Source organism: Lysinibacillus sp. 1 U-2021, from assembly GCF_029916965.1.
In the GTDB taxonomy this organism is placed as follows: domain Bacteria; phylum Bacillota; class Bacilli; order Bacillales_A; family Planococcaceae; genus Lysinibacillus; species Lysinibacillus capsici.
Genome location: NZ_CP123966.1, coordinates 4,403,653 through 4,429,214, shown reverse-complemented (window position 1 = coordinate 4,429,214; position 25,562 = coordinate 4,403,653). Strand labels below are relative to the sequence as shown.

At 37.0% G+C, this 25,562-nt stretch carries 22 protein-coding genes; all 22 read left to right on the top strand.

The window, feature by feature from the left end; genetic code table 11:
• Window positions 1-47: 47 nt before the first annotated feature.
• The 22 genes from QH639_RS23570 to QH639_RS23465 all read left to right on the top strand — a co-directional run bounded on the left by QH639_RS23570 (window position 48) and on the right by QH639_RS23465 (window position 25,559).
• A complete protein-coding gene (locus QH639_RS23570; protein WP_131521870.1) occupies window positions 48-2,339 on the top strand; it encodes an FtsK/SpoIIIE family DNA translocase in 2,292 nt (763 codons plus the stop codon).
• A gap of 199 nt (window positions 2,340-2,538) precedes the next feature.
• A complete protein-coding gene (locus tag QH639_RS23565) occupies window positions 2,539-3,267 on the top strand; it encodes a GntR family transcriptional regulator (protein ID WP_131521869.1) in 729 nt (242 codons plus the stop codon).
• Window positions 3,268-3,320: 53 nt separating this feature from the next.
• Complete coding sequence (locus QH639_RS23560; RefSeq protein ID WP_048391537.1) at window positions 3,321-4,406, top strand: BMP family lipoprotein; 1,086 nt, start codon at window positions 3,321-3,323, stop codon at window positions 4,404-4,406.
• A gap of 376 nt (window positions 4,407-4,782) precedes the next feature.
• Window positions 4,783-6,330, top strand: a complete 1,548-nt coding sequence (locus QH639_RS23555; RefSeq protein WP_054550535.1) for an ABC transporter ATP-binding protein — start codon at window positions 4,783-4,785, stop codon at window positions 6,328-6,330.
• The gene (locus QH639_RS23550; protein WP_131521868.1) at window positions 6,330-7,376 is read left to right on the top strand and encodes an ABC transporter permease; all 1,047 of its coding nucleotides are present in this window, start codon (window positions 6,330-6,332) and stop codon (window positions 7,374-7,376) included. Before QH639_RS23555 ends, QH639_RS23550 begins: the two co-directional genes overlap by 1 nt.
• A gap of 1 nt (window position 7,377) precedes the next feature.
• Window positions 7,378-8,337: an ABC transporter permease gene (locus tag QH639_RS23545; RefSeq protein ID WP_048391533.1), complete on the top strand. Its 960-nt coding sequence runs from the start codon at window positions 7,378-7,380 to the stop codon at window positions 8,335-8,337.
• 171 nt (window positions 8,338-8,508) lie between these two features.
• Complete coding sequence (gene yfmF / locus QH639_RS23540; RefSeq protein ID WP_131521867.1) at window positions 8,509-9,780, top strand: EF-P 5-aminopentanol modification-associated protein YfmF; 1,272 nt, start codon at window positions 8,509-8,511, stop codon at window positions 9,778-9,780.
• A complete protein-coding gene (gene yfmH, locus QH639_RS23535; RefSeq protein ID WP_131521866.1) occupies window positions 9,777-11,078 on the top strand; it encodes an EF-P 5-aminopentanol modification-associated protein YfmH in 1,302 nt (433 codons plus the stop codon). The genes yfmF and yfmH overlap by 4 nt, the downstream gene beginning before the upstream one ends.
• The gene (gene ymfI, locus QH639_RS23530) at window positions 11,075-11,803 is read left to right on the top strand and encodes an elongation factor P 5-aminopentanone reductase (protein ID WP_131521865.1); all 729 of its coding nucleotides are present in this window, start codon (window positions 11,075-11,077) and stop codon (window positions 11,801-11,803) included. The genes yfmH and ymfI overlap by 4 nt, the downstream gene beginning before the upstream one ends.
• A 45-nt stretch (window positions 11,804-11,848) precedes the next feature.
• A complete protein-coding gene (locus QH639_RS23525) occupies window positions 11,849-12,106 on the top strand; it encodes a DUF3243 domain-containing protein (protein ID WP_004224939.1) in 258 nt (85 codons plus the stop codon).
• 216 nt (window positions 12,107-12,322) lie between these two features.
• The gene (locus tag QH639_RS23520; RefSeq protein ID WP_026023397.1) at window positions 12,323-13,108 is read left to right on the top strand and encodes a DUF3388 domain-containing protein; all 786 of its coding nucleotides are present in this window, start codon (window positions 12,323-12,325) and stop codon (window positions 13,106-13,108) included.
• 16 nt (window positions 13,109-13,124) lie between these two features.
• Window positions 13,125-14,054, top strand: coding sequence for a helix-turn-helix domain-containing protein (locus tag QH639_RS23515; RefSeq protein ID WP_193767401.1), 930 nt, complete (start codon window positions 13,125-13,127; stop codon window positions 14,052-14,054).
• A gap of 47 nt (window positions 14,055-14,101) precedes the next feature.
• On the top strand, window positions 14,102-14,680 hold the full coding sequence (pgsA, locus tag QH639_RS23510) for a CDP-diacylglycerol--glycerol-3-phosphate 3-phosphatidyltransferase (RefSeq protein ID WP_004224936.1): 579 nt from the start codon (window positions 14,102-14,104) through the stop codon (window positions 14,678-14,680).
• 17 nt (window positions 14,681-14,697) lie between these two features.
• The gene (locus QH639_RS23505; RefSeq protein ID WP_131521863.1) at window positions 14,698-15,957 is read left to right on the top strand and encodes a competence/damage-inducible protein A; all 1,260 of its coding nucleotides are present in this window, start codon (window positions 14,698-14,700) and stop codon (window positions 15,955-15,957) included.
• A 161-nt stretch (window positions 15,958-16,118) separates the two neighbouring features.
• Window positions 16,119-17,183 (top strand): recombinase RecA, encoded by a 1,065-nt coding sequence (gene recA / locus QH639_RS23500; protein WP_016992835.1) that lies wholly within the window; start codon window positions 16,119-16,121, stop codon window positions 17,181-17,183.
• Window positions 17,184-17,700: 517 nt separating this feature from the next.
• The gene (gene rny / locus QH639_RS23495; protein WP_004224930.1) at window positions 17,701-19,260 is read left to right on the top strand and encodes a ribonuclease Y; all 1,560 of its coding nucleotides are present in this window, start codon (window positions 17,701-17,703) and stop codon (window positions 19,258-19,260) included.
• Window positions 19,261-19,488: 228 nt separating this feature from the next.
• Entirely contained in the window at window positions 19,489-20,217 is a 729-nt protein-coding gene (locus QH639_RS23490; protein WP_131521862.1) for a YveK family protein, read from the top strand.
• Window positions 20,217-20,918 carry a CpsD/CapB family tyrosine-protein kinase gene (locus QH639_RS23485; RefSeq protein ID WP_131521861.1) on the top strand — a complete coding sequence of 234 codons (702 nt, stop codon included), beginning with the start codon at window positions 20,217-20,219 and terminating at the stop codon, window positions 20,916-20,918. Before QH639_RS23490 ends, QH639_RS23485 begins: the two co-directional genes overlap by 1 nt.
• Window positions 20,919-20,958: 40 nt before the next feature.
• The gene (locus QH639_RS23480) at window positions 20,959-21,714 is read left to right on the top strand and encodes a tyrosine-protein phosphatase (RefSeq protein WP_284705924.1); all 756 of its coding nucleotides are present in this window, start codon (window positions 20,959-20,961) and stop codon (window positions 21,712-21,714) included.
• 92 nt (window positions 21,715-21,806) lie between these two features.
• Complete coding sequence (locus tag QH639_RS23475; RefSeq protein WP_131521859.1) at window positions 21,807-22,925, top strand: glycosyltransferase family 4 protein; 1,119 nt, start codon at window positions 21,807-21,809, stop codon at window positions 22,923-22,925.
• 113 nt (window positions 22,926-23,038) lie between these two features.
• Window positions 23,039-24,229 (top strand): glycosyltransferase, encoded by a 1,191-nt coding sequence (locus QH639_RS23470; protein WP_131521858.1) that lies wholly within the window; start codon window positions 23,039-23,041, stop codon window positions 24,227-24,229.
• On the top strand, window positions 24,216-25,559 hold the full coding sequence (locus tag QH639_RS23465) for a hypothetical protein (RefSeq protein ID WP_131521857.1): 1,344 nt from the start codon (window positions 24,216-24,218) through the stop codon (window positions 25,557-25,559). The genes QH639_RS23470 and QH639_RS23465 overlap by 14 nt, the downstream gene beginning before the upstream one ends.
• The last annotated feature ends 3 nt before the right edge of the window (window positions 25,560-25,562 follow it).

Sequence of the window (25,562 nt, the reverse complement as noted above, 5' to 3'; positions counted from 1 at the left end):
ATGATTCGCTACATATATAGAATGGATTGCAGAAGAAGGTGAATTAGATGGCAGTTAGTAAGAGAAAAAAAGTTACTAAAAGTAAAACGACAACTGAAAAAAAAGAAATGCATCCGCTTATGTACGAAATTTTAGGGTTGCTCTTAATTGCATTAGCAGTCATTATGATTTTTGAATACGGCATGATCGGGCGGATTCTACAAACAATCGCCATGTTCCTTTTTGGTAATTTACATTTTGCTGTTCCATTTATGCTTATATTTGTTGCATTGTTAATGATGATTGGTCGTAAAAAAGTTGGGATAAAGGATCGATTAATACTGGGCATGTTCCTCATTGTTTCGAGCTTAACGATTTTTAGCCATGGCATATTATTTGAACAACTATCCAAATCAGGTGGTCTGCTATCTGATTCTGTACTACGTGAATCATGGCGAATTTTGATTAATACAGATGGTATCATTCATCGTAGTAATGCTTTGGGGGGTGGCATGGTTGGTGCCCTACTCTTTAGCGGGCTTCATGTGTTGTTTGAAGCCTCAGGGGCAAAAGTTGTTGCTTGGGTTATTTTCTTTATCGGTTTAATTCTTGTCACTGGTAAAGCATTAGTGCCTTATTTAGCAGAAAAAACGCCAGATATATTTGGTAAATGGAAAAAAAAGCATCGTGATAAGAAAAAAAATACACCGAAAAAACCAAATAATCGTCGTTCAAGGGTAGAGAGTGGAGATGAAGTAGCAGCCGTTAATCAATCTATAGATATGCCTGAACAAGAAGAAGAAATACCACATGAACCGATTATTTCTGCGTTTACACAGAATGTTTCACAGGAAAGAGAAGTGTTGGATACAACTCACTTGGTGGAAAATGAACTAGAAGAAGCAACGGATGATGTCCAGATTCAGGGTACAGATGCAGTAGAAAATGCTGATTATCAGCTCCCATCATATAATTTATTACAATTACCACCACAACATGATCAAAGTGGTGAATATTCAGTGATTCAGGCAAATGCCAAAAAGCTTGAGCAGACATTACAAAGCTTTGGCGTAAAGGCAAAGGTGACACAGGTGCATTTAGGTCCTGCTGTTACGAAATACGAGATTTTACCAGATATCGGTGTGAAAGTAAGCAAAATTGTCAATTTGCAAGATGATCTTGCATTAGCATTGGCAGCTAAAGATATTCGTATGGAAGCACCAATTCCTGGGAAATCTGCGATTGGTATAGAAGTACCTAATAGTGAGGTCGCTATTGTAACACTTCGTGAGGTATTAGAATCGAAAGATGGTGCTAAGCCTGAGGCATTATTACAAGTAGCATTTGGTCGTGATATTACAGGACAAGCTGTATTAGCAGAGCTCAATAAAATGCCACATTTACTTGTAGCTGGTTCTACAGGTAGTGGGAAAAGTGTTTGTATAAATGGCATTGTTGTATCCATACTAATGCGTACAAAACCGCATGAAGTGAAGCTCATGATGATAGACCCAAAAATGGTTGAATTAAACGTTTATAATGGGATTCCACATTTATTAGCGCCTGTCGTAACGGATGCACGTAAAGCTTCGCAGGCACTGAAAAAAGTGGTATCTGAAATGGAACGTCGCTATGATTTGTTTTCTCATACAGGTACAAGAAACATTGAGGGCTATAATGCACATGTCCAAAAGGTGAATGATCAAACAGAGGAAAAGCATCCAAAGCTACCTTATATTGTGGTTATAGTAGATGAGTTAGCGGATTTGATGATGGTCGCATCAAGTGATGTAGAGGATTCGATTACACGTTTAGCGCAAATGGCAAGGGCAGCTGGCATTCATTTGATTATTGCCACACAACGACCAAGTGTAGATGTTTTAACAGGTGTCATTAAAGCAAATATTCCATCCAGAATTGCTTTTGCTGTTTCTTCCGCGATTGACTCAAGAACAATTTTAGACATGGGTGGAGCTGAACGATTATTAGGACGAGGTGATATGTTATTTTTACCTGCTGGAGCTTCTAAACCAAAAAGGGTGCAGGGTGCCTTTTTATCAGATCAAGAAGTGGAGGCAGTCGTTCATTTTGTTATAGAACAGCAAAAAGCTCAGTATCAGGAGGAGATGATTCCTACTGAAGAAGAAACCATTTTAGAGGAAACAGATGATTTATATGATGAAGCAGTCCAATTAGTTGTCAATATGCAAACAGCATCTGTCTCTATGCTTCAACGTCGCTTCCGTATTGGTTATTCAAGAGCTGCACGTATTGTTGATCAGATGGAGCAACGCGGTATTGTTGGGCCTCCAGAGGGTAGTAAACCTCGTCAAGTACTTGTTCACCAATACGATAACTAAGCAAAAAATGAAGACGAAAATGGTGAGAGCAATTGTATTTTTGTCCAAAAATTTGCAGATAAAATAAAGAAAGAATGAATTCTATAACAGATTTTACTCAAAACTGTTTATTTCATTCTGCAAAAATGTTATATTTATGAACGATTAGTAGGAATGTTGTACATCAGATGTCTGATCTCTAGTTTTGGTGGTGATATATGTGACTATTAAAGCAGATCATCGTCATCTCTATCTTCAAGTAATCGATCGTTTAAAATCTGACATTGAGGCTGGCATTTTTAAAGAAAATGAAAAGCTGCCTTCAGAATTTGAATTATCGAAATCACTAGGAGTCAGTCGAGCAACACTTAGAGAAGCACTTCGACTGTTGGAAGAGGAAAATGTGATTGTGCGCCGACATGGGGTTGGGACTTTTGTTAACCCGAAGCCGTTGTTTACATCAGGCATCGAGCATCTATCTAGTATTTCTTCTATGATCGAGACAGCAGGTATGGAGCCAGGTTCGCGATTTTTAAAAGCGACTGAGCACGTGCCTTCTGAGGAAGATTTAAAACGCTTCCAAAGTGATGGCGACGATAAAATACTCACGATTGAACGTGTCAGAACAGCGGATGGTGAGCCAGTAGTATACTGCATAGACAGGCTACCTGCAAGCTTCCTGCCTACTGACTTTGTCGAAAAAAAAGAAGTTTCACTGTTCTCTGCACTTGAGCAATCTGGCAAAATTCATGTAGCTTATGCTGTAACCTATATTGATCCAGTTGGGTATCATGAACAAGCCTCACCGATTTTAAATTGTGGACGTGAGACAGCTCTTTTAGTGTTAAAGCAATTGCATTATGATGATCATGATCAAGTAGTGCTCTATTCAAAAAATTATTTCCGAGCTGATAAATTCAGCTTCCATGTAGTTCGTAAACGGGTGTAGAACATTTCTAAATTTTTTCCTGCTAATTACAATACCTTTGGGGGGTTAATTAAATGAAAAAACGTAAATTTGGTTTAGTATTAACATCAGTATTAGCGGCAAGTGCTATTTTAGGTGCTTGTGGTACGAAAGACGACGAAAAGCCAGCGAAAGAAAATGACAATGCTTCAGGTGGCGAAAGCACAGAAGAAGCTTTCTCAGTAGCGATGGTTACTGACGTAGGTGGCGTTGATGACAAATCATTCAACCAATCTGCATGGGAAGGTGTACAAGCTTACGGTAAAGAGCACGATTTATCAAAAGGTGATGGTGGTTTTGACTACCTACAATCAGCTTCAGATGCTGACTATGAAACAAACTTAAACAACTTAGTTCGTCGTGACTTTAACTTAGTATTTGGTATCGGATTCATGATGGCTGATGCAATTGATGCAGTTGCTTCTGAAAATCCAGATAACCACTTTGCATTAATCGATGCTGAAGTAGAAGCAGACAACGTAGTAAACGTACTGTTCAAAGAGCAAGAAGGTGCTTTCTTAGCAGGTGTTGCTGCAGCGAAAACATCTAAAACAGGTAAAATCGGCTTCGTAGGCGGCGTTGATATTCCAGTTATTAACCGTTTCCACGCTGGTTTCGTTGAAGGGGCTAAAGCAGTAAACCCAGATATCGATATTCAAGTAAAATATACTGGTGCGTTTGATAAAGCGGATCTTGGTAAAATTACAGCGAACAGCATGTATTCTTCAGGTGTAGATGTAATCTTCCACGCTGCTGGTGCAACTGGTAACGGCGTATTCTCTGAAGCAAAAGAGCGTAAAGCGAAAGATCCAAATGCAGATGTATGGGTTATCGGTGTAGATGCTGACCAATACGAAGAGGGTAAAGTAGACGATAAAACAAACGTTACATTAACTTCTATGTTAAAAGGTGTTAATACAGCAGTAGTAGATATTTCAAATAGAGCGAAAAATGGTGATTTCCCAGGTGGAGAAACACTTGTTTACGGTTTAGCTGAAGATGGCGTTAAACTTGCAGATTCTCGCGGTGCGATTCCAGAAGATGTACAAAAAGTAATCGACGAATATAAAGAAAAAATTGCTAAGGGTGAAATCAAAGTTCCAGAAAAAGTGGAAAAATAATTCATCTTTTGATCATCATAAGGGACTCTTAGAAGGACCTTATGATGATTTTTCAATCTATCGTTATATTTAGATTATTCGCAATACTCTATTTAGCTAGATTTATAGAAACCTTATAGGGGTAGTAATTATGATTTGAATAATGATGGTAACAAGTTAATAGAAGAAAGGTTTCTAACGATGACCTTTCCTGTATTAATTTAGCAAAACATCTACCTCTATAGGTGGGATATTAAATCGGTAATAAAATATAGCCTCTAGTAGAAAATTTATTACTGGACGTATGGCTTATCTGTACCATCCATCATGTAGCAGCAGATACTATACGCTAAGATGAAAATACTTAATAATAGTGCCTATTAAGGGAGTGACAAATTTGGATTATGTGATTGAAATGCTAGGAATCCGTAAAGAATTCGGTAATTTCGTGGCGAATAATAATATCACCCTCCAACTGAAACAAGGCGAGATTCATGCATTGCTAGGTGAAAATGGTGCAGGTAAATCGACTTTGATGAACGTCCTTTTTGGTTTGTATCAACCAGAGGGTGGCGAAATTCGTGTACGTGGGAAGGCTGTAAAAATTACAAACCCGAATATTGCCAATGATTTAGGGATTGGCATGGTGCATCAACATTTTATGTTGGTAGAAAACTTTACGGTAACAGAAAATATCATTTTAGGCACTGAGCCTACTAAAATGGGAATTGTGAATATAAAAGATGCGGCTAAGAAAGTACAAGCACTTTCTGAAAAGTATGGTTTAGATGTTGATCCGAACGCCAAAATCGAGGATATCACGGTTGGTATGCAACAACGTGTAGAAATATTAAAAACCTTATATCGTGGTGCCGAAATTTTAATTTTTGATGAACCAACTGCATCATTAACACCGCAAGAAATTACCGAATTAATTCAAATAATGCGCCGTCTTATCGCAGAGGGTAAATCCATTATTTTAATTACGCATAAGCTAAAAGAAATTATGGAAGTTTCAGACCGAGTGACGATTATCCGTAAGGGAGAAGGGATTGGCACTGTTGTAACCGCTGCCACAAATCCTGATCAGCTTGCTGAAATGATGGTTGGCCGTCAGGTTGAATTCAAAACGGAAAAAACGGATGCGACACCGACTGACGAAGTGCTTGCAATTGAGAACTTGGTTGTTACAGACTATCGAAATATTGATAAAGTTAAAGGTCTTAATTTAAATGTTCGTAAAGGTGAAATCGTAGGTATTGCTGGTATTGATGGTAATGGTCAATCCGAGTTAATAGAAGCCATTACAGGTCTACGCAAAATTAAAAGTGGTAAAGTCAAGCTGAATGGTAAAGATATTACTAACATGAAGCCTCGTAAAATTACAGAGGAAGGCGTAGGACATATTCCACAAGACCGTCATAAGCATGGATTAGTTTTAGATTTCCCAATTGGTCATAATATTGCATTGCAAACATATTACCAATCTCCAATAGCGAAGGGCTTTGTGATGGACTATAAAAAGGTGTCAGAGAAAGCTCGCCAAATCATTAAAGAGTATGATGTGCGTACTGGTAATGGAGAGATGACACCAGCTCGTGCATTATCTGGTGGTAACCAACAAAAAGCAATTATTGGTCGTGAAATTGACCGTAACCCTGATCTATTAATTGCTGCTCTACCAACACGTGGACTTGACGTAGGAGCTATTGAATTCATTCACTCTCGTCTAATTGAGCAACGTGATAAAGGGAAAGCCGTTTTATTAATCTCATTTGAATTAGATGAGGTAATGAATGTTTCGGATCGAATTGCTGTTATCTATGATGGACAAATTGTCGATGAGTTAAATCCGAAAGAAACGACTGAACAAGAGCTAGGCTTACTAATGGCAGGGCAAAGTAAAAAAAATATAAAGCGTGATGCGAAGGAGGGGAACGACTAATGTCAAATCGTGTCATTAATATCCTCGTTCCTATCATCTCTATCATTATCGGTTTAATTGTAGGGGCTATCGTTATGGTAGTCAGTGGCTATGACCCAGTGCAAGGTTATATCGCTCTTTGGACAGGTATTTTTGGAGATTCATATTCAATCGGGAACACAATTCGTCAAATTACACCATATATTTTAGCAGGTCTTGCGGTAGCATTTGCATTCCGTACAGGGCTCTTCAATATCGGTGTGGAAGGTCAGCTAATTTTAGGTTGGCTAGCCGCTGCTTGGGTAGGTTATGCGTTTGAACTTCCTAAAATCATTCACTTACCATTAGCATTGCTTGCAGCAGCTGCAGCTGGTGCATTTTGGGCCTTTATTGCAGGTTTCTTAAAAGCGAAATTTAAAGTTCACGAAGTTATTGCGACAATTATGCTGAACTACACTGCACTTTATATTGCAAATGCAGTGATTAAAAAATTGTCCGATGGCAGCTTTAAAACAGAACGTATCCATGAGTCAGCTTCTTTACGTTCTCCGTTTTTAAGAGAGCTTACAGACAATTCAAGTCTTCACTATGGGATCATTGTTGCACTGTTAATGGTAGCTGTGATGTGGTTCATTTTAGAAAAAACAACACGTGGCTACGAGCTAAAAGCAGTAGGTTTTAACAAAAATGCTGCTGACTATGCAGGTATGAGTGTTAATAAAAATATTATTTTAGCTATGACGATTTCAGGTATGTTTGCAGGTCTTGGTGGTGCGATGGAAGCTTTAGGGACATTCCAAAACGCATCCATTAAACCTGGCTTTACGGGAATTGGTTTTGACGGTATCGCCGTTGCGTTACTTGGTGCCAATACACCACTTGGGGTAGTGTTTGGAGCATCCCTTTTTGGTTCTTTAAAGTATGGTGCATTAAATATGCCAAATGCTGCGGGTATTCCAGAAGAAATCGTATCCATTATTATTGCATTGATTATCTTCTTCGTTGCATCAGGCTATATTATTCGAGTAGGCTTACAAAAGCTGAGCAAGAAAAAGGAGGGACAATAACATGAGCTTTTTAGAAATGTTATATTTCATCATCCCTTCAGCGATTCTTTATGCAACACCTTTGATTTTTACGGCCATCGGTGGGGTATTCTCTGAACGCTCTGGTGTTGTCAACATCGGGCTAGAAGGCTTAATGATTGTCGGTGCTTTTGTTGGTATTTTTGTCAATTTAGAATTCGCTTCATCATTAGGGGCAGCAACAGTTTGGGTAGCAATGCTAGCAGCTGTTGTGATTGGTGCTGTGTTCTCACTTTTCCATGCTGTAGCTTCTATTTCTTTCCGTGCCGATCAAACGGTATCAGGGGTAGCTATTAACCTACTAGGTTTAGCTGCAACCGTATTCTTAGTAAAAATGATTTATGATAAAGGTCAAACAGATATGATAGACCAACCGATTCGTCGTTTTGGTGTTCCTTACTTAGAGGATATTCCGTTCTTCGGTCGTTTACTGTTCCATGATGTTTATAGCACATCTATTTTAGCGTTTGCTGTAGCATTCGGGGCATGGTTTATCATTTATAAAACACCATTCGGCTTGCGTTTGCGTGCAGTGGGTGAACACCCAATGGCAGCAGATACAATGGGTATAAATGTAAATAAAATGCGCTATATTGCCGTGATGATTTCTGGGGCATTAGGTGGTCTTGGTGGTGCAGTGTATGCACAAACAATTACACACGACTTCTCACACGCAACAATTGCTGGTCAAGGTTTCATGGCTATTGCTGCAATGATTTTCGGGAAGTGGCATCCAATTGGAGCACTAGGTGCAGCCTTATTCTTCGGTTTAGCACAAACATTAAGTATTGCAGGGAATCAAATTCCGCTAATCGAAAATGTTCCAGCAGTGTATCTACAAATTTTACCGTATGTGTTAACAATTCTTGCTTTAGCAGGCTTTATTGGTAAAGCAAATGCTCCAAAAGCGAGTGGACAGCCTTATATTAAAGGTAAACGCTAAGAAAAGCATTTTAAGGGACTGGGCAAGCTATGCTCAGTCCTTTTTCTATATAATTGGCGAAATTTTTAATTTTTCCCATACATACTTTGGATTCCTTTTGCAATTATAGACAATAGACATGTATAGTATGTGTAGTACATCGTTATATTAAGAAGGATAGGAGGGTTTCATATGTTTAAAACAATACCTTTTGCAAAAGGTGTCAATTTGCATATCCGACAAACGACCCAATTTAAAACCGTAAATTTTTCAATTAAATGGAGAAGAGCATTAACGGCTAAAAGTGCATCAGAGCGTACAGTATTAACAAATGTACTGCAGCACAGTAATGCTAAATATAAGACAACTGCTGCTTTTCGAAGCTTTTTAGATGACTTGTATGGTACAGTTTTGTATTTTGATACATCGAAGCGTGGAAATGAGCATACAGTTCTTATGAATGTAGAGACTGTTAATGATCATTATCTAGCGAATACAAGTGTCTTAAACGAAGTCCTTGGTTTATTGCATACAGCTATTTTTGAGCCTAATCTAGAAAATGGTGTCTTTAAGGAATCCGTTGTAGAGCGTGAGAAAAAGACAGTTATTCAACGTATTGAATCTATTTTTGATGATAAATCTCGCTTTGCTCAATTCCGTCTACAACAAATCCTGAGACCAAATGAGCCAGCATCAATTTCAGCGAATGGTAGTGTCGAAGAAATTCAAAAGATTACCACTGCCTCATTATTTGAGGCTTATCAATCGATGCTAGCTAACGACAAAATCGATATTTATGTAGCTGGAGACATTAATGAAGAGGAAATTGTTGCGAAATTAAAAAAAGCGCTACCATTTAAGGATCGTACTCCTAAGGAAGTTCCAGCAGTACTCCCACAACAACATCCAGACAATGATTATGTAAGAGAACAGCATGAAATGAAACAAGGTAAACTTCATATTGGCTTTAGCACACCTGTTAGATTTGGTGATGCAGATTTCTCTAAGATGCAAATTTTTAATGGCATTTTTGGTGGCTATCCACATGCCAAGTTGTTTATGAATGTTCGTGAAAAAGAGAGTCTTGCTTATTATGCTTCTAGTTCCTATGCTTCGCATTATGGACTTGTATTTGTTGTATCTGGGATTGAAGCTAAAAATGAAGAAAAAGCGCTATCTTTAATTAAAGAACAACTTGCCGTCATGCAGGCTGGAGACATTACAGATTTAGAGCTGGAGCAAACAAAGGCTATGCTGACAAATCAGCTAAAAGAATCCTTAGATTCGGCACGAGGTCAAATTGAAATTTTTGATCAATATAAGGATTTACCTGAGGAATTCTCAGTTCAGGCCTGGGCAAATAAGTGGAAAGCTGTGACAAAAGAAGATGTTGTTGCAATGGCAAAGCAAGTGCAGCTTGAAGCGGTCTATTTCTTATGTGGAAAGGAGCAAGCCGCACAATGAAAACAATAGAATTTAAACAATTAGATGAAACACTTTATTATGAAAAACTAGACAATGGCTTAGATGTTTATATATTGCCGAAAAAGGGCTTTTCTAAAACATTTGTTACATTTACAACAAAGTACGGCTCTGTCGATCGTACGTTCGTGCCAATTGGTGAAACAGAAAGTATTTCTGTACCAGATGGTATTGCACACTTTTTAGAGCATAAAATGTTCGAAAAAGAGGATGGAGACGTTTTCCAAAAATTTAGCGAATATGGTGCTTCTGCGAATGCATTTACATCGTTTACGCGTACAGCTTATTTATTTTCATCTACTGACAATATTTATAAAAGTACAGAAACTTTATTGAATTTTGTCCAAGAACCATACTTTACAGAAGCTACTGTCAATAAAGAAAAAGGAATTATTGGGCAAGAAATTACAATGTATGATGATCAACCAGACTGGCGTCTATACTTTGGCACAATCGAAAATATGTATCATCATCATCCTGTAAAAATTGATATCGCAGGTACAATAGAATCGATTGATGGCATTACAGCGGAGCACTTATATACGTGCTACAATACGTTTTATCATCCTTCGAATATGTTGTTATTTGTGATTGGTGCTGTTGAACCAGAAGAAATGATGACGTTTATTCGTGAGAATCAGGGTAAAAAAGAATTCCCAGAACCAACGCCAATTCAACGTTTCTTTGATAAAGAACCAACAGAGGTAGCCATTAAAGAACGTACATTAAATATGGATGTTCAAAAACCAAAAATTTATGTAGGTTTAAAAGCGAAAGACACTAATTTATCAGGTCAGGATATGTTAAAGCATGAGTTGTCGGTTCAAATTGCACTTGAACTTATTTTTGGGCGTACCTCTGATTTTTATGAGCGTGTTTACGAGGAAGGTTTAATTGATGAGACATATGCTTTTGATTTTACTTTAGAAAATGGCTTTGGGTTTGCCATGATCGGATCAGATTCAGCAGAGCCAGATAAATTGGCAAAAACGATTATGGACGAATTAACAAAATATGAAGGAAATAGCCAATTTGATCGTGCTGGTTTGGAGCGTATAAAACGCAAAAAAATTGGATTCTTCCTACGTGCATTAAATTCGATCGAGTTTATCGCAAACCAATTCACACGATATTCCTTTAATGACATGAATTTATTTGATGTAGTACCAATACTTGAGACATTAACCGTGGAGGATTTACAAAAAGCATTTGCTTCTATCCAAGGTGAAACACAGCAAACAGTCTTTAAAATTCTGCCAAGTAAGCAGGATGCACAGTGAAAAAATTTGCCCTTGTTTTAGGTGCATCAGGTGATATCGGTCATGCCATTTGTCAAAGCTTAGCTGAGGATGGCTGGTCCATCTATGTACATTATTCAAACAATCAAAATGCGGCACAGAGGTTATGTGTAAAGCTTTCCGAAAATTTCCCTGCACAAGAATTTATGCTTGTACAGGGGGATTTTTCAATTGTTTATGGAGCAGAAATGGTAGCTGCACAAATTTTTAATGTACAGGCTATTGTTTTTGCCAATGGACAAGCCCATTATTCCTTGCTCGAAGATACGACAGTGGAGGATATGGATGCTTTATGGCGTGTTCATGTTCAAAATCCTATGAGACTGACAGCTTTACTTTCTGGAAAACTTCGCAAGCATAAAGTGAGCTATGTACTATTTATAGGTTCCATTTGGGGAGAGGCTGGCTCAGCGGGGGAGGCACTTTATGCAACTGTTAAGGGTGCGCAGCATGCTTTTGTTAAATCCTATGCAAAAGAAGCGGCATTATCTCGGATTAGAGTGAATGCTATTGCTCCTGGCTTTATAAATACCTCAATGAACAGCCATCTAAATCAAGAAGAGCTTCAATACATTTTGGACGATATCCCACTAGGCTCCATTGGACAAACAAAGGATGTGGCTGAAATGGTACGTTTTTATTTGTCTGGTAAAGCTGATTATGTGACAGGACAAATCGTACGATTAAATGGAGGTTGGTACATATAATAATCTCTTTTGCACATACTACTTGTGTAAAGGAGGAGGAAGAATATGACCATTTTAGAAAACTGGCAAAAATGGACATCGTTTTTAGGACAAAACGTTATGCAAGCTGAATCAAGCGGTATGCCTAAGAAAATGATTCAAACGGCTGCTGTCCAAATTGGGGAATATTTGGCGACTAATGTCGACCCTAAAAACGAACAAGAGCGAGTGCTGTCGGATTTATGGGGCGTTGCCTCTGAAGATGAAAAACATGCATTAGCGAATTGTGTCATTAAGCTCGTACAAAATAAGCATGTGCAGTAAATAAAAGAGGAGAGCCAATCTCCTCTTTTTGCTATACTATAAACTTTTTATCTGTGAAAACGGGAACGTATGTAAGCCTATTTAACAGTCATCAAAAAAAATTAGTAAATAACGCTGTAATTCCATGTATTCTAACTTTCCATTACATAAAAAATCAGCTATGATGGAACTTATAAAGGATTTTTTACGTTAACTAATAGGAAGGGAACGAGTGTGTTGAGCGATTGGTACTTTGAATATGAAATTCAGGTGAATCGCCCTGGATTATTAGGAGATATTGCTTCACTTTTAGGGATGCTTCGTGTCAATATTATATCAATAAATGGTGTAGATGAGGATCGACGTGGTATGTTAGTGCATACAGACAATGATGAGGCAATTGAGCGTTTTCGTACAATTGTTTCGACAATGGAACATATTAACGTAACCAAATTTCGACAACCAAAACTTCGTGACCGTTTAGCCATTAGGCATGGTCGTTATATTCCTCGAGATGCAGATGAAAAAAACACATTCCATTTCGTAAGAGATGAACTAGGTATTTTAGTCGACTTTATGGCAGAACTCTTTAAAAAAGAGGGACATAAGCTGATTGGTATTCGTGGCATGCCACGTGTTGGAAAAACTGAATCCATAGTAGCCGCCAGTGTCTGTGCCAATAAAAAATGGATCTTTTTATCATCTACAATGATTAAGCAAACAGTTCGTAATAAGCTTGTGGGAGATGAATTTAGTCGTAACAATATTTTTATTCTAGATGGTATTGTGACTCGACGTTCATCCGATGAGAAACATTTGCAATTAGTGCGTGAAATGATGAATATGCCTTGTATCAAAGTTGTAGAGCATCCAGATATGTTTGTTCAGCATTCAGAATATAAAATAGAGGATTTTGATTATATTATTGAACTGCGTCATCACACTGATGAAGAAATTACTTATGAAATAATGGAAAAAAATCATATGTCCGAATCCGATTCTTTTGGAGGATTTAATTTTTAATTTGATGTTAAAGTAGGTGTTATTAGTGGCAGAATTAGGGACTCGACTGAAAGAGGCGAGACTGTCTAAAGGCTACAGCTTAGACGATTTACAAGAAATAACGAAAATCCAAAAACGTTATTTAGTAGGAATTGAAGAGGGCAATTATTCCATTATGCCTGGTTCGTTTTATGTAAGAGCTTTTATTAAACAATATGCAGAAGCGGTTGGTTTGGACGCGGAAGAAATTTTAGAGACATATAAAAATGAACTACCGAGCACTCCAAACGATCAAGTAAATCAATCAATAACGAATAGTCCTAGCAGAAGAAAAGTAACGAAAGGCCCTTCGAATAAAATGATGGAGGCTATGCCCAAAATCATTGTTGCTTTATTTATTGTAGTGATTATTGTGGTTATCTGGGTGCTATGGCAATCAAAAAACAGTCCAGGGACAAGCGAGGAAAACACTTCTACTCCTGAAATTGAATATGACACAAATGTCAAGCCAATTGATAGTGAGAAGGATAAAAAAGAACAAGAAAATAAAGATGCACAGAAAAATGATAAAGAAGATAAAAGCTCTACAGAAGAAACACCAACTGATGAAGATGACACTGATCAAACTGAAGAGATGAAGCAAACAATTTCCGCAGGTACTGTTGAAGCAGATGGTGCGACAACTTCTTATACGTTAACAGGTACGGATACAATGAAACTAAAAATCGAAGTATCAGGCCCTACATTTGTTGGTATTCGCAATCAACAGCAACAAGAAATATTAACAGATACGCGTGTCTATAATGCCGGGGAAGTAGTTGAATTTGACGCCTCAACACAAAACTATGTTCGTATTCGTCTCGGTAATTCAACGCAAGCTAAAATCTATATTAATGACGAACTTCTAACGTATGCACAACAAATTGTAACGCAAAATATCGTCATCAATTTCAATAAAGAACAGTAGTCATCACATGATGACTACTTTCTTTCATCATGAAAGGTGTTAGAAAAATGAACATTCCAAATAAAATTACCATCTCTCGAATCTTACTTATTCCATTCTTTGTCATTGTTATGATGTTTGATTTTGGCTGGGGAACATTATCACTTTTTGGTGCAGAGATGCCAATCCATCATTTTATAGGCGCACTTATTTTTATCTTTGCTTCAACAACCGATTGGGTGGATGGTTATTACGCACGTAAGTATAATCTTGTAACGACATTTGGGAAATTTTTAGATCCCTTAGCTGACAAGTTACTTGTCTCAGCAGCCTTTATTTTAATGGTCGAGCTTAAGATGGCACCTGCTTGGGTAATTATCATTATTATTAGTCGTGAATTTGCTGTAACGGGTTTACGTTTGATTTTGGCAGGTGGAGGAGAAGTCGTAGCTGCCAATCAGCTTGGTAAAATTAAAACTTGGGCACAAATTGTAGCGATTGCTGCTGCTCTTTTACACAATACAATCTTTACATTGGTTGGTATTCCATTTGATACAATCATGCTCTATGTTGCATTGTTCTTTACACTTTGGTCAGGATGGGATTATTTCTATCTAAATCGACGTGTATTACTTGAGTCTAAATAAGAAAGGTCTTGGGGTTCATGAATGCTGAAATTCTTGCGGTTGGCTCAGAACTATTATTAGGTCAAATTACGAATACAAATGCGAGGTTTATCTCAAGCCAGCTATCCGAGCTTGGCATCAACGTTTTTTATCATACCGTAGTAGGCGATAATGCAAAGCGTTTAGAACAAGCTATCGAAGTGGCAGAGTCTCGTGCAGATCTCATTATTTTTTCGGGAGGACTTGGTCCGACAAAAGATGATTTAACGAAGGAAACGATTGCACGTCATCTTGGTGTTTCTCTTGAGTTTGATGAAGTAGCATTGACGTATATTGAGCAATTTTTTGCTAAACGAGGACGTCCAATGACGGAGAATAATCGTAAACAGGCATTAATTTTAGCTGGGAGTGAGGTATTAGCTAATCACCATGGAATGGCTCCAGGTATGATCTTCACAAAAAATGATCGCACTTATATTTTATTACCAGGACCTCCAAAAGAGTTAGAACCAATGTTTCAATTTGAGGCTAAACCTAAACTTGCTGCGATGCTTAATGATGGAGGGATCATTGCATCACATGTTATGCGATTTTATGGAATTGGTGAGGCCGAGCTTGAAGTACAAGTTCAAACTATTTTAGATGCACAAACCAATCCAACAGTTGCTCCACTTGCTTCTGATGGTGAGGTAACGTTACGCGTAACAGCTAAAGCCGCAACAGAGCAACAAGCTGACCAGCTTATTAAGGCAAAGGTTGCAGAAATACAAGCACTTGTTGGTGATTATCAATATGGTGTAGATGATGATTCCCTTGCCTCAAAAACGGTAGAAATGCTACTGGATAATGAGCTAACGATTGCGGCTGCTGAAAGTTTAACTGCTGGTTTATTTCAATCTGAACTTGCGGAAATTCCAGGGGTAGGCAATGCACTTATAGGAGGCGTTGTTACCTATGCAGCAGATGCGAAAGTAAAACAGCTAGGCATTTCACAAGATTTAATTGATACACATGGTGTTGTGAGTGCTGAGTGTGCAGCGGCAATGGCAAGTGCTGTTCGTGAGAAATTTGCTACAAATATTGGGATTGGCCTTACAGGAGAAGCAGGTCCCACTGCGCATGATCATCAGCCAGTAGGTACGGTTTGGATTGGTATTGCTATAAATGATGAGGAGCCGCTTACATATTTACTTCATTTATCAGGCATGCGAAATACGAATCGACTCCGTGCGGTGAAATTTACATGTCATTATTTAATGCAGCTTTTAGAAGAACGTGGCTACGCAAAACGTTATTAAAATAGAGTAAAACATAGGAATTTGGGTAGAGGAAAACTATCCAAATTTTTATTTTGAAGGAAAATCGAATAAATGTTCGCTTTTTTCTTGCGTGTTTTCTCAAAAACAAGTATAGTAGAGATAGATAAAAACAGTGAACAGTTTTCGAAGGAGGAAAATGAATGAGTGATCGTAAAGCAGCCTTAGAACAGGCTCTAAAGCAAATTGAAAAGAATTTTGGTAAAGGTTCCATTATGAAACTCGGTGAAAAAACCGATTTAGAAATTGCGACATCTTCAAGTGGTTCACTTGCACTTGATGCTGCATTAGGAGTGGGTGGATATCCACGTGGACGTATTATTGAAGTATACGGTCCAGAATCATCTGGTAAAACAACTGTTGCTCTACATGCCATTGCTGAAGTACAAGCAACAGGTGGACAAGCAGCATTTATCGACGCTGAGCATGCATTAGACCCGATCTATGCGCAAAAATTAGGTGTCAATATTGATGAGCTATTATTATCACAACCCGACACAGGTGAGCAAGCACTTGAAATCGCAGAAGCATTAGTGCGCAGTGGTGCTATTGATATTATCGTCATTGACTCTGTTGCTGCCTTAGTGCCAAAAGCTGAAATTGAAGGGGATATGGGTGACTCTCATGTCGGCTTACAAGCACGTCTAATGTCTCAAGCTTTACGTAAACTTTCTGGTGCGATTAATAAATCAAAAACGATTGCTATTTTCATTAACCAAGTTCGTGAAAAAATTGGTGTCATGTTTGGTAATCCAGAAACAACACCAGGTGGACGTGCGCTTAAATTCTACAGCTCTGTTCGTTTAGAAGTGCGTCGTGCAGAAGCTATTAAACAAGGTAATGATATTGTTGGTAACCGTACTAAAATTAAGATTGTTAAAAATAAAGTAGCACCACCTTTCCGTACAGCTGAAGTAGATATTATGTATGGAGAAGGAATTTCTAAAGAAGGCGAAACAGTCGATTTAGGCGTAGAATTAGACATTGTACAAAAAAGTGGTTCTTGGTATGCATATGGCGATGAGCGCTTAGGTCAAGGACGAGAAAATGCTAAACAGTATTTAAAAGAAAATACTGCTGTCCTAGAAGACATAGCAAATAAAATCCGAGCTTCTTATGGTATTGCGGCTTCTTCTTATACAATTGCTGCCCATGATGATGAAGAAGAGATGGATGAAGAATTAATGTTACTTCTGGAAGAAGAATAATTAATGATTGCATTGTTCCCACTTTATTGAGGGGGGCAATGCATTTTTTTTGTCTATATTCTTAAATTTTTACACATAATAAGAGAGAGGCTATGTATTTATTTCTTATGTACTGTTTTTTTACTAATTGTTTTTAACATAAAAAATTTTCTAGTGAAATAGTAATAGGGGAAAAATTCACTGAATGGATAGGACTTACTTTTTTTGGCTAAGGTGGCGAACAGATGCCTGACTATCCTTGACAGAGCCTGAGGCTAGCTATACAATTAAATATGTATAATTTCTGAATTATGACTTTAAATAGGCAGTACATTTTATCCTCATTTAGCAAATGTTTTATAGTGAAATATCCTTTAAAATGGATGTCTAAACGCCTACTGGATGAAGATAATGCCTTTGGCCAATGAAACGGGTTTTGCATAAATTCTAACAAAATCTGGTGCATTTTAGCTAAGGCGACATAGATGTATGCGCCGACTGAAACTGTAATACCCAAATAGCAAGAGGAGGTGTTCATATGGATGGAATTACTATCATCTCCGCTTTGCTTGGACTCATCGTTGGTGCCGCTGTTAGCTATATCTACATGAAAAAAGTGAATGACTCAAAAATCACTGGTGCTAAACATGTCGCTGAAACAATCGTTGAAGAAGGAAAACGAGAAGCGGAGGCAATGAAGAAAGAAGCACTACTTGAAGCCAAAGATGAAACTCACAAATTTCGTACTGAAGCTGAAAATGACATTCGTGAACGTCGTTTAGAACTTCAAAAACAAGAGAACCGTTTATTGCAAAGAGAAGAGAATCTTGATCGCAAAGATGATGCTCTAAATAAGAGAGAAGCTGGCTTAGAGCGCAAAGAACAAGCTCTAGCTGAAAGACAACAGCATATTGAACAGATGGAGAGCAAAGTGGACGAGCTCATGGCATCACAAAAAACAGAGCTAGAACGAATTTCTGCTTTAACTAGGGATGAAGCTAAATCAATTATCCTCAATGAAGTAGAAAAAGAGTTATCAACTGATATTGCTGTGATGACGAAAGAAGCTGAAACACGTGCGAAAGAAGACTCAGATAAAAAAGCACGTGAAATTTTATCATTAGCACTACAACGCTTTGCTGCAGATCACGTAGCAGAAACAACTGTATCTGTTGTGAACTTGCCAAATGATGAAATGAAGGGACGTATTATTGGTCGCGAAGGCCGTAATATCCGTACATTGGAAACGTTAACAGGAATTGATTTAATTATTGATGATACGCCAGAAGCGGTTATATTATCAGGCTTTGATCCAATTCGCCGTGAAACAGCTCGACTTGCACTTGAAAAACTTGTACAGGATGGTCGTATTCACCCAGCTCGTATTGAGGAAATGGTGGAAAAAGCTCGACGTGAAGTGGATGAACAAATCCGCGAAACAGGTGAGCAAACTACATTTGAAATTGGTATTCATAACTTACATCCAGATTTAATGAAAATTTTAGGCCGCATGAAATATCGTACAAGCTATGGACAAAATGTCCTAAAACATTCAATTGAAGTCGCACATTTAGCAGGATTACTTGCTGCTGAACTTGGTGAAGATGTAGCATTGGCTCGTCGTGCGGGCTTATTACATGATATTGGAAAAGCAATCGATCATGAAGTTGAAGGAAGCCACGTTGAAATTGGTGTGGAATTAGCAACAAAGTATAAGGAACACCCAGTTGTTATTAATAGTATTGCTTCGCATCATGGTGATACTGAAGCAACATCTGTTATTGCGGTATTAGTCGCTGCAGCTGATGCATTATCAGCAGCTCGTCCAGGTGCACGTAGTGAAACACTTGAAAACTATATCCGCAGACTTGAAAAGTTAGAGGAAATTTCAGAAAGCTATGATGGCGTAGAAAAATCTTATGCGATTCAAGCTGGACGTGAAATTCGTATTATTGTACAACCTGAAAAAATTGATGATTTAGCATCTCATCGTCTTGCGCGTGATATTCGCAAACGTATTGAGGAAGAACTCGATTACCCAGGTCATATTAAAGTAACAGTCATTCGCGAAACACGTGCTGTGGAATACGCGAAATAAATAATAAAATAATAGGCATCCCTTGACCAAGGTCAGGGGATGCCTTTTTGTATGTGAATAAAATTCGATGTGATCTACCCAGTAAGAATAAATGGATGATTCCAACAATATAGTATGGAATAAAGCATAGTGAACTAGCCTCACCATGAATACCTTTTTAAAAATTAACCAGCCTAGTTATACTCCATTTTTACAACTGTTTTATGTTTTGACAAGGAGTGAAGAGCATTGAAAGAAACAATCACATTACAAGATATATTGAAAATAGTCCGAGAAAACTTTCTTTTTATCATAAGTTTTACACTTTTTGCAGCGTTGGTTACGGGCTTTATTAGCATCTTTGTGTTAAAACCTACCTATGAGGCAGAAACGCAAATTTTAGTTAATCAAAAAAATATAGAACAACCACATTTAGGTGTACAACAGGTTGAAACAGATCTCCGACTTATTAATACGTATAATATTATCATAACAAGTTCTGCTATTTTATCTAAAGTTATAAATAGGCTAGATTTGGATGTCACACCTGAAGTTTTAATGGATCAAATTACTGTATCTAGTGCCAATAACTCACAAGTTGTCAATATTAATGTTGTAGACAAGCAAGCAGGGTTGGCTGTCGAAATTGCCAATACAATAGCAGATGTGTTTCAAGAGGAGATCCAAGTTTTAATGACGGTTGATAATGTTAATATTTTGTCAGTTGCACAATTAGATAAGGAACCTGTACCGATTGCGCCAAATAAAACTCTTTATATAGTAGCAGCCTCGTTTATTGGTTTTGTTTTAAGTGCTGCTCTCATAATCATAATAGAGAGCTTAGATACTACAATCAAGACTGAGCAAGATATTGAAGAGCTAATAGGACTACCGATTATTGGCTTGATTAGTCAAATTAGTGATGCTCACAATAAAAGCACTAGGATAAAATCTCGTAAAACGAGGAGAGGATCATAATGTTTTGGAAAAAAAAGAAAAAGAAGAAGTTAGTGAAAATGGCACGAAAACTTGTGACGATTGCAAATGACCATTCTTTTATTTCTGAACAATTTCGAACAATCCGAACAAATATTACTTTTTCAATGCCTGATAGAGAGATTAAAACAATATTAGTAACATCTGCAACACCAGGTGAAGGAAAGTCAACCAATGCAGCCAATATAGGTGTTGTTTTCGCACAAGAAGGAAAACGGGTCGTCATCGTAGATGCAGATTTACGAAAACCAACAATGCATTATACGTTTCTATTGCAAAATGCTAGAGGACTATCAAATTTACTAACAAGACATTTTACAATTTCCGAAGTCGTCAATAATACAGATATTGCTAATCTATATGTCTTGACAAGTGGGCCTATTCCCCCCAATCCAGCAGAGTTACTAGCTTCTACCTTAATGGGGAGTGTAATTGAGGAACTAAAGAAAGAGTTTGACATCATTATTTTTGATGCGCCACCCCTATTATCTGTAACAGATGCTCAAATTTTGTCCAATAAATGTGATGGTACATTATTAATTGTGAACAGTGGAGTTGCAGAATATGAAAGTGTGCTAAAAGCAAAGTCAAGCCTTGAAGCCTCAAAAGCAAATATTTTGGGCGTAGTATTAAATAACTATAAAATGCCACTCCATCAATATTATGAGCAATATTATCGTTAATTCAAGTACCTAGACAGGGAAGTGAAGTACAGTGATTGATATGCACAGTCATATATTATTTGATGTCGATGATGGTCCGAAAACGATTGAAGAGACACTTTGTTTATTTGAGCAGGCAGTTTTGGAGGGGATTTCAACGATTGTTTCCACTTCGCATGCTTTACATCCATTGTATAATGTCTCCTTTGATGTCGTGAATGAGCAAATTGCACAGTTACAAATGGCAATTGACCAACGTAATATGCCGTTAAAACTTTACACGGGACAAGAGGTACGCTTGGCAGGTAACATTCTAGAATTGTATGAAAAAAAACAATTACATACATTAGCAAATTCCAATTATTTGCTGTTGGAACTTCCCTCTAATCATATTCCCAAATATACAAAGGATATCATTTACTCGTTATTAACAGCAGGCATAACACCAATTATTGCACACCCAGAGCGAAATAGAGTCATTTCAGAAAATCCAAGTCATTTGGAACAAATTATACGTGTGGGGGCACATGCACAAATTACATCAGGAAGTTTAGCAGGATTGTTTGGCAAAACCGTCCAAAAACTTTCGCTAAATTTAGTGCGCTCGAATCTTGTCCATACATACGGTTCAGATGTGCATAACTTAAATACACGTCCTTTCTTATTTGAAAAGGGACTTAGATTTTTAGAAAAACAAAAAGATTTGGATGTGGTAGATTTTTTGCTTGAAAATAACGAACGAATCATTAATAATCAGCCATTAATTGTATATGAACCAGATGATACTTTCACAAAAAATTGGTGGAAGTTTTTTTAAAATGGGAAAGCATCTTTAAGTTGTAAGGACAAAAGGTAGCAAAAAGTAGCTGAAGCGCTAGAGACATTCAGTGTTTAAGGGGGTTATATGAGATGCGAGTTGTTTTTATGAGGAGTAACCCTGTTTCTCCAGATCCAAGGGTTGAAAAGGAAGCACATTGCCTTGCAAAAAATAATTGGAATGTTCACATTTTAGCTTGGGATAGAGATAAAAAATATAAAATAAAGGACCAACTGTTAGAAGGTGATCATGCAATTCGTATTACAAGGTTTGGTATTCCGGCAACATTTGGAGGAGGTTTGAAAAAGAACTTAGTCCCATTTATAAAATTTCAACTTAAACTTTTTCAATGGTTACTTCGCCATAAAAATACGTATGATATGATTCACGCTTGTGATTTTGATACAGCGCTAGTAGGTACAATATGTGGAAAATTACTTCGTAAAAAAGTAATCTACGACGTATTTGATTCGTATACATCACCATTTTATGGACCACAGCGTATTGGAAAGGTCATTGCTAGTATAGATATACGTCTTATGAATAGTGTGGATGCAGTCATTATATGTACAGAAAAGCGCAAAGAACAGATAGCGAAAGCTTCACCTAAAAAAATAGAGGTCATATATAATACTCCACGTTATATAGATTCAAATGATTGCTTAGATTTGAATCCGAAAAAAATAAAAATAGTCTATGTAGGTATACTTACTGAAAATCGATTGATTAGTGAATTGGTTGAAGTAGTAAAGAATACGCCAAGTTATGAGCTGCATATTGGTGGATTTGGTAAGTTAGCTGATACATTGCTGCAAACTTCGAGAATGCATGACAATATACACTTTTATGGTAAGTTACCCTATGAAAAAACAATAGAGTTAGAGAATAGTTGTGACATTATGACGGCTATTTATGACCCTACCATTTCTAACCATTATTATGCCGCACCTAATAAATTCTATGAAGCATTAATGCTTGGAAAGCCTTTGATTATGGTGAAAAATACGGGAATGTCAGAAGTAGTTGCAACAAATAATTTTGGAGAACTTATTGATTACAATAGAGAGAGTTTACAAAACGGAATTGACAATTTGGTAAAGCGTAGAAAAGAATGGCCAGAAATTTCTCGTGAAATGAAGGCGCTGTACGAAGAAGATTATAGCTGGACGAAAATGGAGAAACGAATAACAGATTTATACAGTAATTTATAAAAACGATGCGGGGTATGAGCAGCAAAGGGAGTGGCATGTAGCGACTATCGAACCGTTTTTACAAACGTAAGAGCAATATGAAAATTTACGATAGTATTTTTAGGGGGACTAATATGAAAATATTATTTGTTGCACAAAATTTTCAAATGGGTGGTATCCAAAAGGCGCTAATTAATATGCTAAAAGAAATCAGCCTCTACGAGAAATACGAGATAGATGTTTTTACATTTAGCGGAGGGGAATTAATGAACGATATTCCCTCCAATGTGAAGGTAAATACAGGGAACTTACTGTTACAGCTAATTGCTACACCTTTTGTTGAAGTGAAAAAAAGAAATAACGTATGGCATATTATTTTACGTATTGTGTGTATGATAGTTGTTCGATTAATAGGTTCCCACACCTTCTATTCGATACTTTTAAAAAAACATCGCAATAATTGTCATTATGATATCGCCATTTCTTATTTTAATGATGTACCTAATCAATATTTCAATAAAGGGACCAATTTATTTGTAGATCAATTTGCGATAGCAGATCGTAAGTTCGCATGGATTCATACAGACCCCATTAAAGCGAATTTTAATTATAAGGCTTGTGTTAAAACTTATAAAAATTTTGATCGATTGTTGTGTGTTTCTGCAGCATGTAAGGAAAATTTGATAAATTTTCTTCCAGAATATCAACATAAAATTTCAGTAGTATATAACTTTTTTCCAATTGAAGAGATTAAAGAACTGGCATATCAATATACACCGTTTCTTAAAGGCGAGTTGGATTTAATATCTGTTGGGCGAATTGAAAATAGTACAAAAAGGTTCGACCTTATTCCACATCTGTGTAAGTTGTTAAAGGAAGCTTCTATAAATAATTTTCGCTGGCGCATTTTAGGGGATGGACCAGACCTACTTTCGAATCAGCAATTAGCTTTGCAACTTGGTGTAGAGGATGTAGTTGAATTTGTAGGGGAAATGAAAAATCCGTATCCATTTATAAAATGTAGTGATGTATTCGTTTTAACATCTGCCTACGAAGGCTACCCAATGGTCATTGGGGAGGCATTAATTGTACAAACGCCTGTTATTACAACGGACTTTGCCGCAGCAGGTGAACAAATTTGTAATGGTCATAACGGATTGATAACAGGCTTTAACATTCAAGATATCTTTCAAGTCATGTCTAGTGTTATGAAAAATACAGAATTACTACACAATATGAAAAATTACATAGAGGAAAATCACTACACAAACAAAAAAGCTCAAGAGCAACTAGTATTGGAGTTTGATGTACATGATAGAATCTAAGAATTTTAGTGTGCTCATTTGTATAATTTCAAGTATCTTTGTCGTATTCAAAATATATACAGGTAGTAATCTATTTCTCTGGTTCTTCTTCCTTTTAACTAGTATGGCGATGCTGCTAGATAAGCAGCAGCATCGAATGGACTATTTATTGTTTTTTATATCGTGGGTGTATGTCATTAAATTCGATATAACAGGATATTCACTGCTTGTTGTACTTAGTTCTTTCTATATTTTGTTAAGTATTTTGACGCTCTTTTTACAAAAGCAAGGTATTTCAAAACGACTCTTATTGACCTATTTTTTATTTGCATTTTATACGGTAGCCGTAACGTTAGTTAGTGGTGGTAATCTTATTGCAGTTTTAGGCTTTGTGTTGAATTATAGTGTGCTCTTTTGTGCAATATTGACCCTCCATGATAAGGCATATTTCAGAAGGTATACGTATATCTATGCATCGGGTTTACTAGCTGCTTCGATCGTTCGATTGATCAGTTATTCTATTCCAGAAATTGATCATTTTATAGAGTCAATGACCATTGTAAATACAGTGAAGACAATGAACTCGATTAGTACAAGATTTACGGGTTTAGATTTAGATCCAAATTACTTTAGTTTGCAAGTATTAATAGCAATGGCTTGTTTATTAGTGCTTTTTAATCTGGATGGAAAAAAGGAGAAAAAGTCAATTGTATTACTCGTAATATTAGCATTTTTTGGCATACTGACCTACTCAAAAATGTTTATTATTACATTAGTCATTTTCATTATGATGACATTTATTGTCTTCATTAAAAATAATGTGAAGACAGCTATTAAATTTTCGTCTTTTATCGTGATTATTTGTGGTGTTGCCCTCTATTTTTTTTACGAGAAGTTATTCGCAATTTATTGGATTCGTTTTTTTGGTTCAGGAATATCGACAGATGCCATTACCACTGGTCGAGTGAGTAGTTGGGGCCTTTTTGTAAATGAAATCTTTCAAAACACGAAAGTATTTATTTTGGGAGCAGGATTTGGCACAAGCTTTGCGAAGGTGAAGATGGCACATACAATGTACTTATCAACTCCCTATTATATAGGTTTAATTGGAGTAGCCTTGTCAGTACTATACATTTCAAGCCTCTATAAAGTACTTAGAGAGAATGTCGGAATTATGAATACACCAGGCTTTCAAATCCTCTCAATTAACGCTATTCCTCTCTATATCGTGTTGATAGCGAATATAGGACTTGATTCATTTGTCATGGATTATTTTCCATATCATATTTTATTAATTATGTTTGCACTGACTATGAGTAAAAGTAAGGGAACTACTATGAATGAGAGGTGAGGT

Coding starts and splice junctions, on each gene's coding strand:
- QH639_RS23570 (WP_131521870.1), top strand. CDS start 48: ATGGCAGTTAGTAAGAGAAAAAAAGTTACTAAAAGTAAAACGACAACT.
- QH639_RS23560 (WP_048391537.1), top strand. CDS start 3,321: ATGAAAAAACGTAAATTTGGTTTAGTATTAACATCAGTATTAGCGGCA.
- QH639_RS23550 (WP_131521868.1), top strand. CDS start 6,330: ATGTCAAATCGTGTCATTAATATCCTCGTTCCTATCATCTCTATCATT.
- QH639_RS23545 (WP_048391533.1), top strand. CDS start 7,378: ATGAGCTTTTTAGAAATGTTATATTTCATCATCCCTTCAGCGATTCTT.
- yfmF (WP_131521867.1), top strand. CDS start 8,509: ATGTTTAAAACAATACCTTTTGCAAAAGGTGTCAATTTGCATATCCGA.
- yfmH (WP_131521866.1), top strand. CDS start 9,777: ATGAAAACAATAGAATTTAAACAATTAGATGAAACACTTTATTATGAA.
- QH639_RS23525 (WP_004224939.1), top strand. CDS start 11,849: ATGACCATTTTAGAAAACTGGCAAAAATGGACATCGTTTTTAGGACAA.
- pgsA (WP_004224936.1), top strand. CDS start 14,102: ATGAACATTCCAAATAAAATTACCATCTCTCGAATCTTACTTATTCCA.
- QH639_RS23505 (WP_131521863.1), top strand. CDS start 14,698: ATGAATGCTGAAATTCTTGCGGTTGGCTCAGAACTATTATTAGGTCAA.
- recA (WP_016992835.1), top strand. CDS start 16,119: ATGAGTGATCGTAAAGCAGCCTTAGAACAGGCTCTAAAGCAAATTGAA.
- rny (WP_004224930.1), top strand. CDS start 17,701: ATGGATGGAATTACTATCATCTCCGCTTTGCTTGGACTCATCGTTGGT.
- QH639_RS23485 (WP_131521861.1), top strand. CDS start 20,217: ATGTTTTGGAAAAAAAAGAAAAAGAAGAAGTTAGTGAAAATGGCACGA.
- QH639_RS23480 (WP_284705924.1), top strand. CDS start 20,959: ATGCACAGTCATATATTATTTGATGTCGATGATGGTCCGAAAACGATT.
- QH639_RS23475 (WP_131521859.1), top strand. CDS start 21,807: ATGCGAGTTGTTTTTATGAGGAGTAACCCTGTTTCTCCAGATCCAAGG.
- QH639_RS23470 (WP_131521858.1), top strand. CDS start 23,039: ATGAAAATATTATTTGTTGCACAAAATTTTCAAATGGGTGGTATCCAA.
- QH639_RS23465 (WP_131521857.1), top strand. CDS start 24,216: ATGATAGAATCTAAGAATTTTAGTGTGCTCATTTGTATAATTTCAAGT.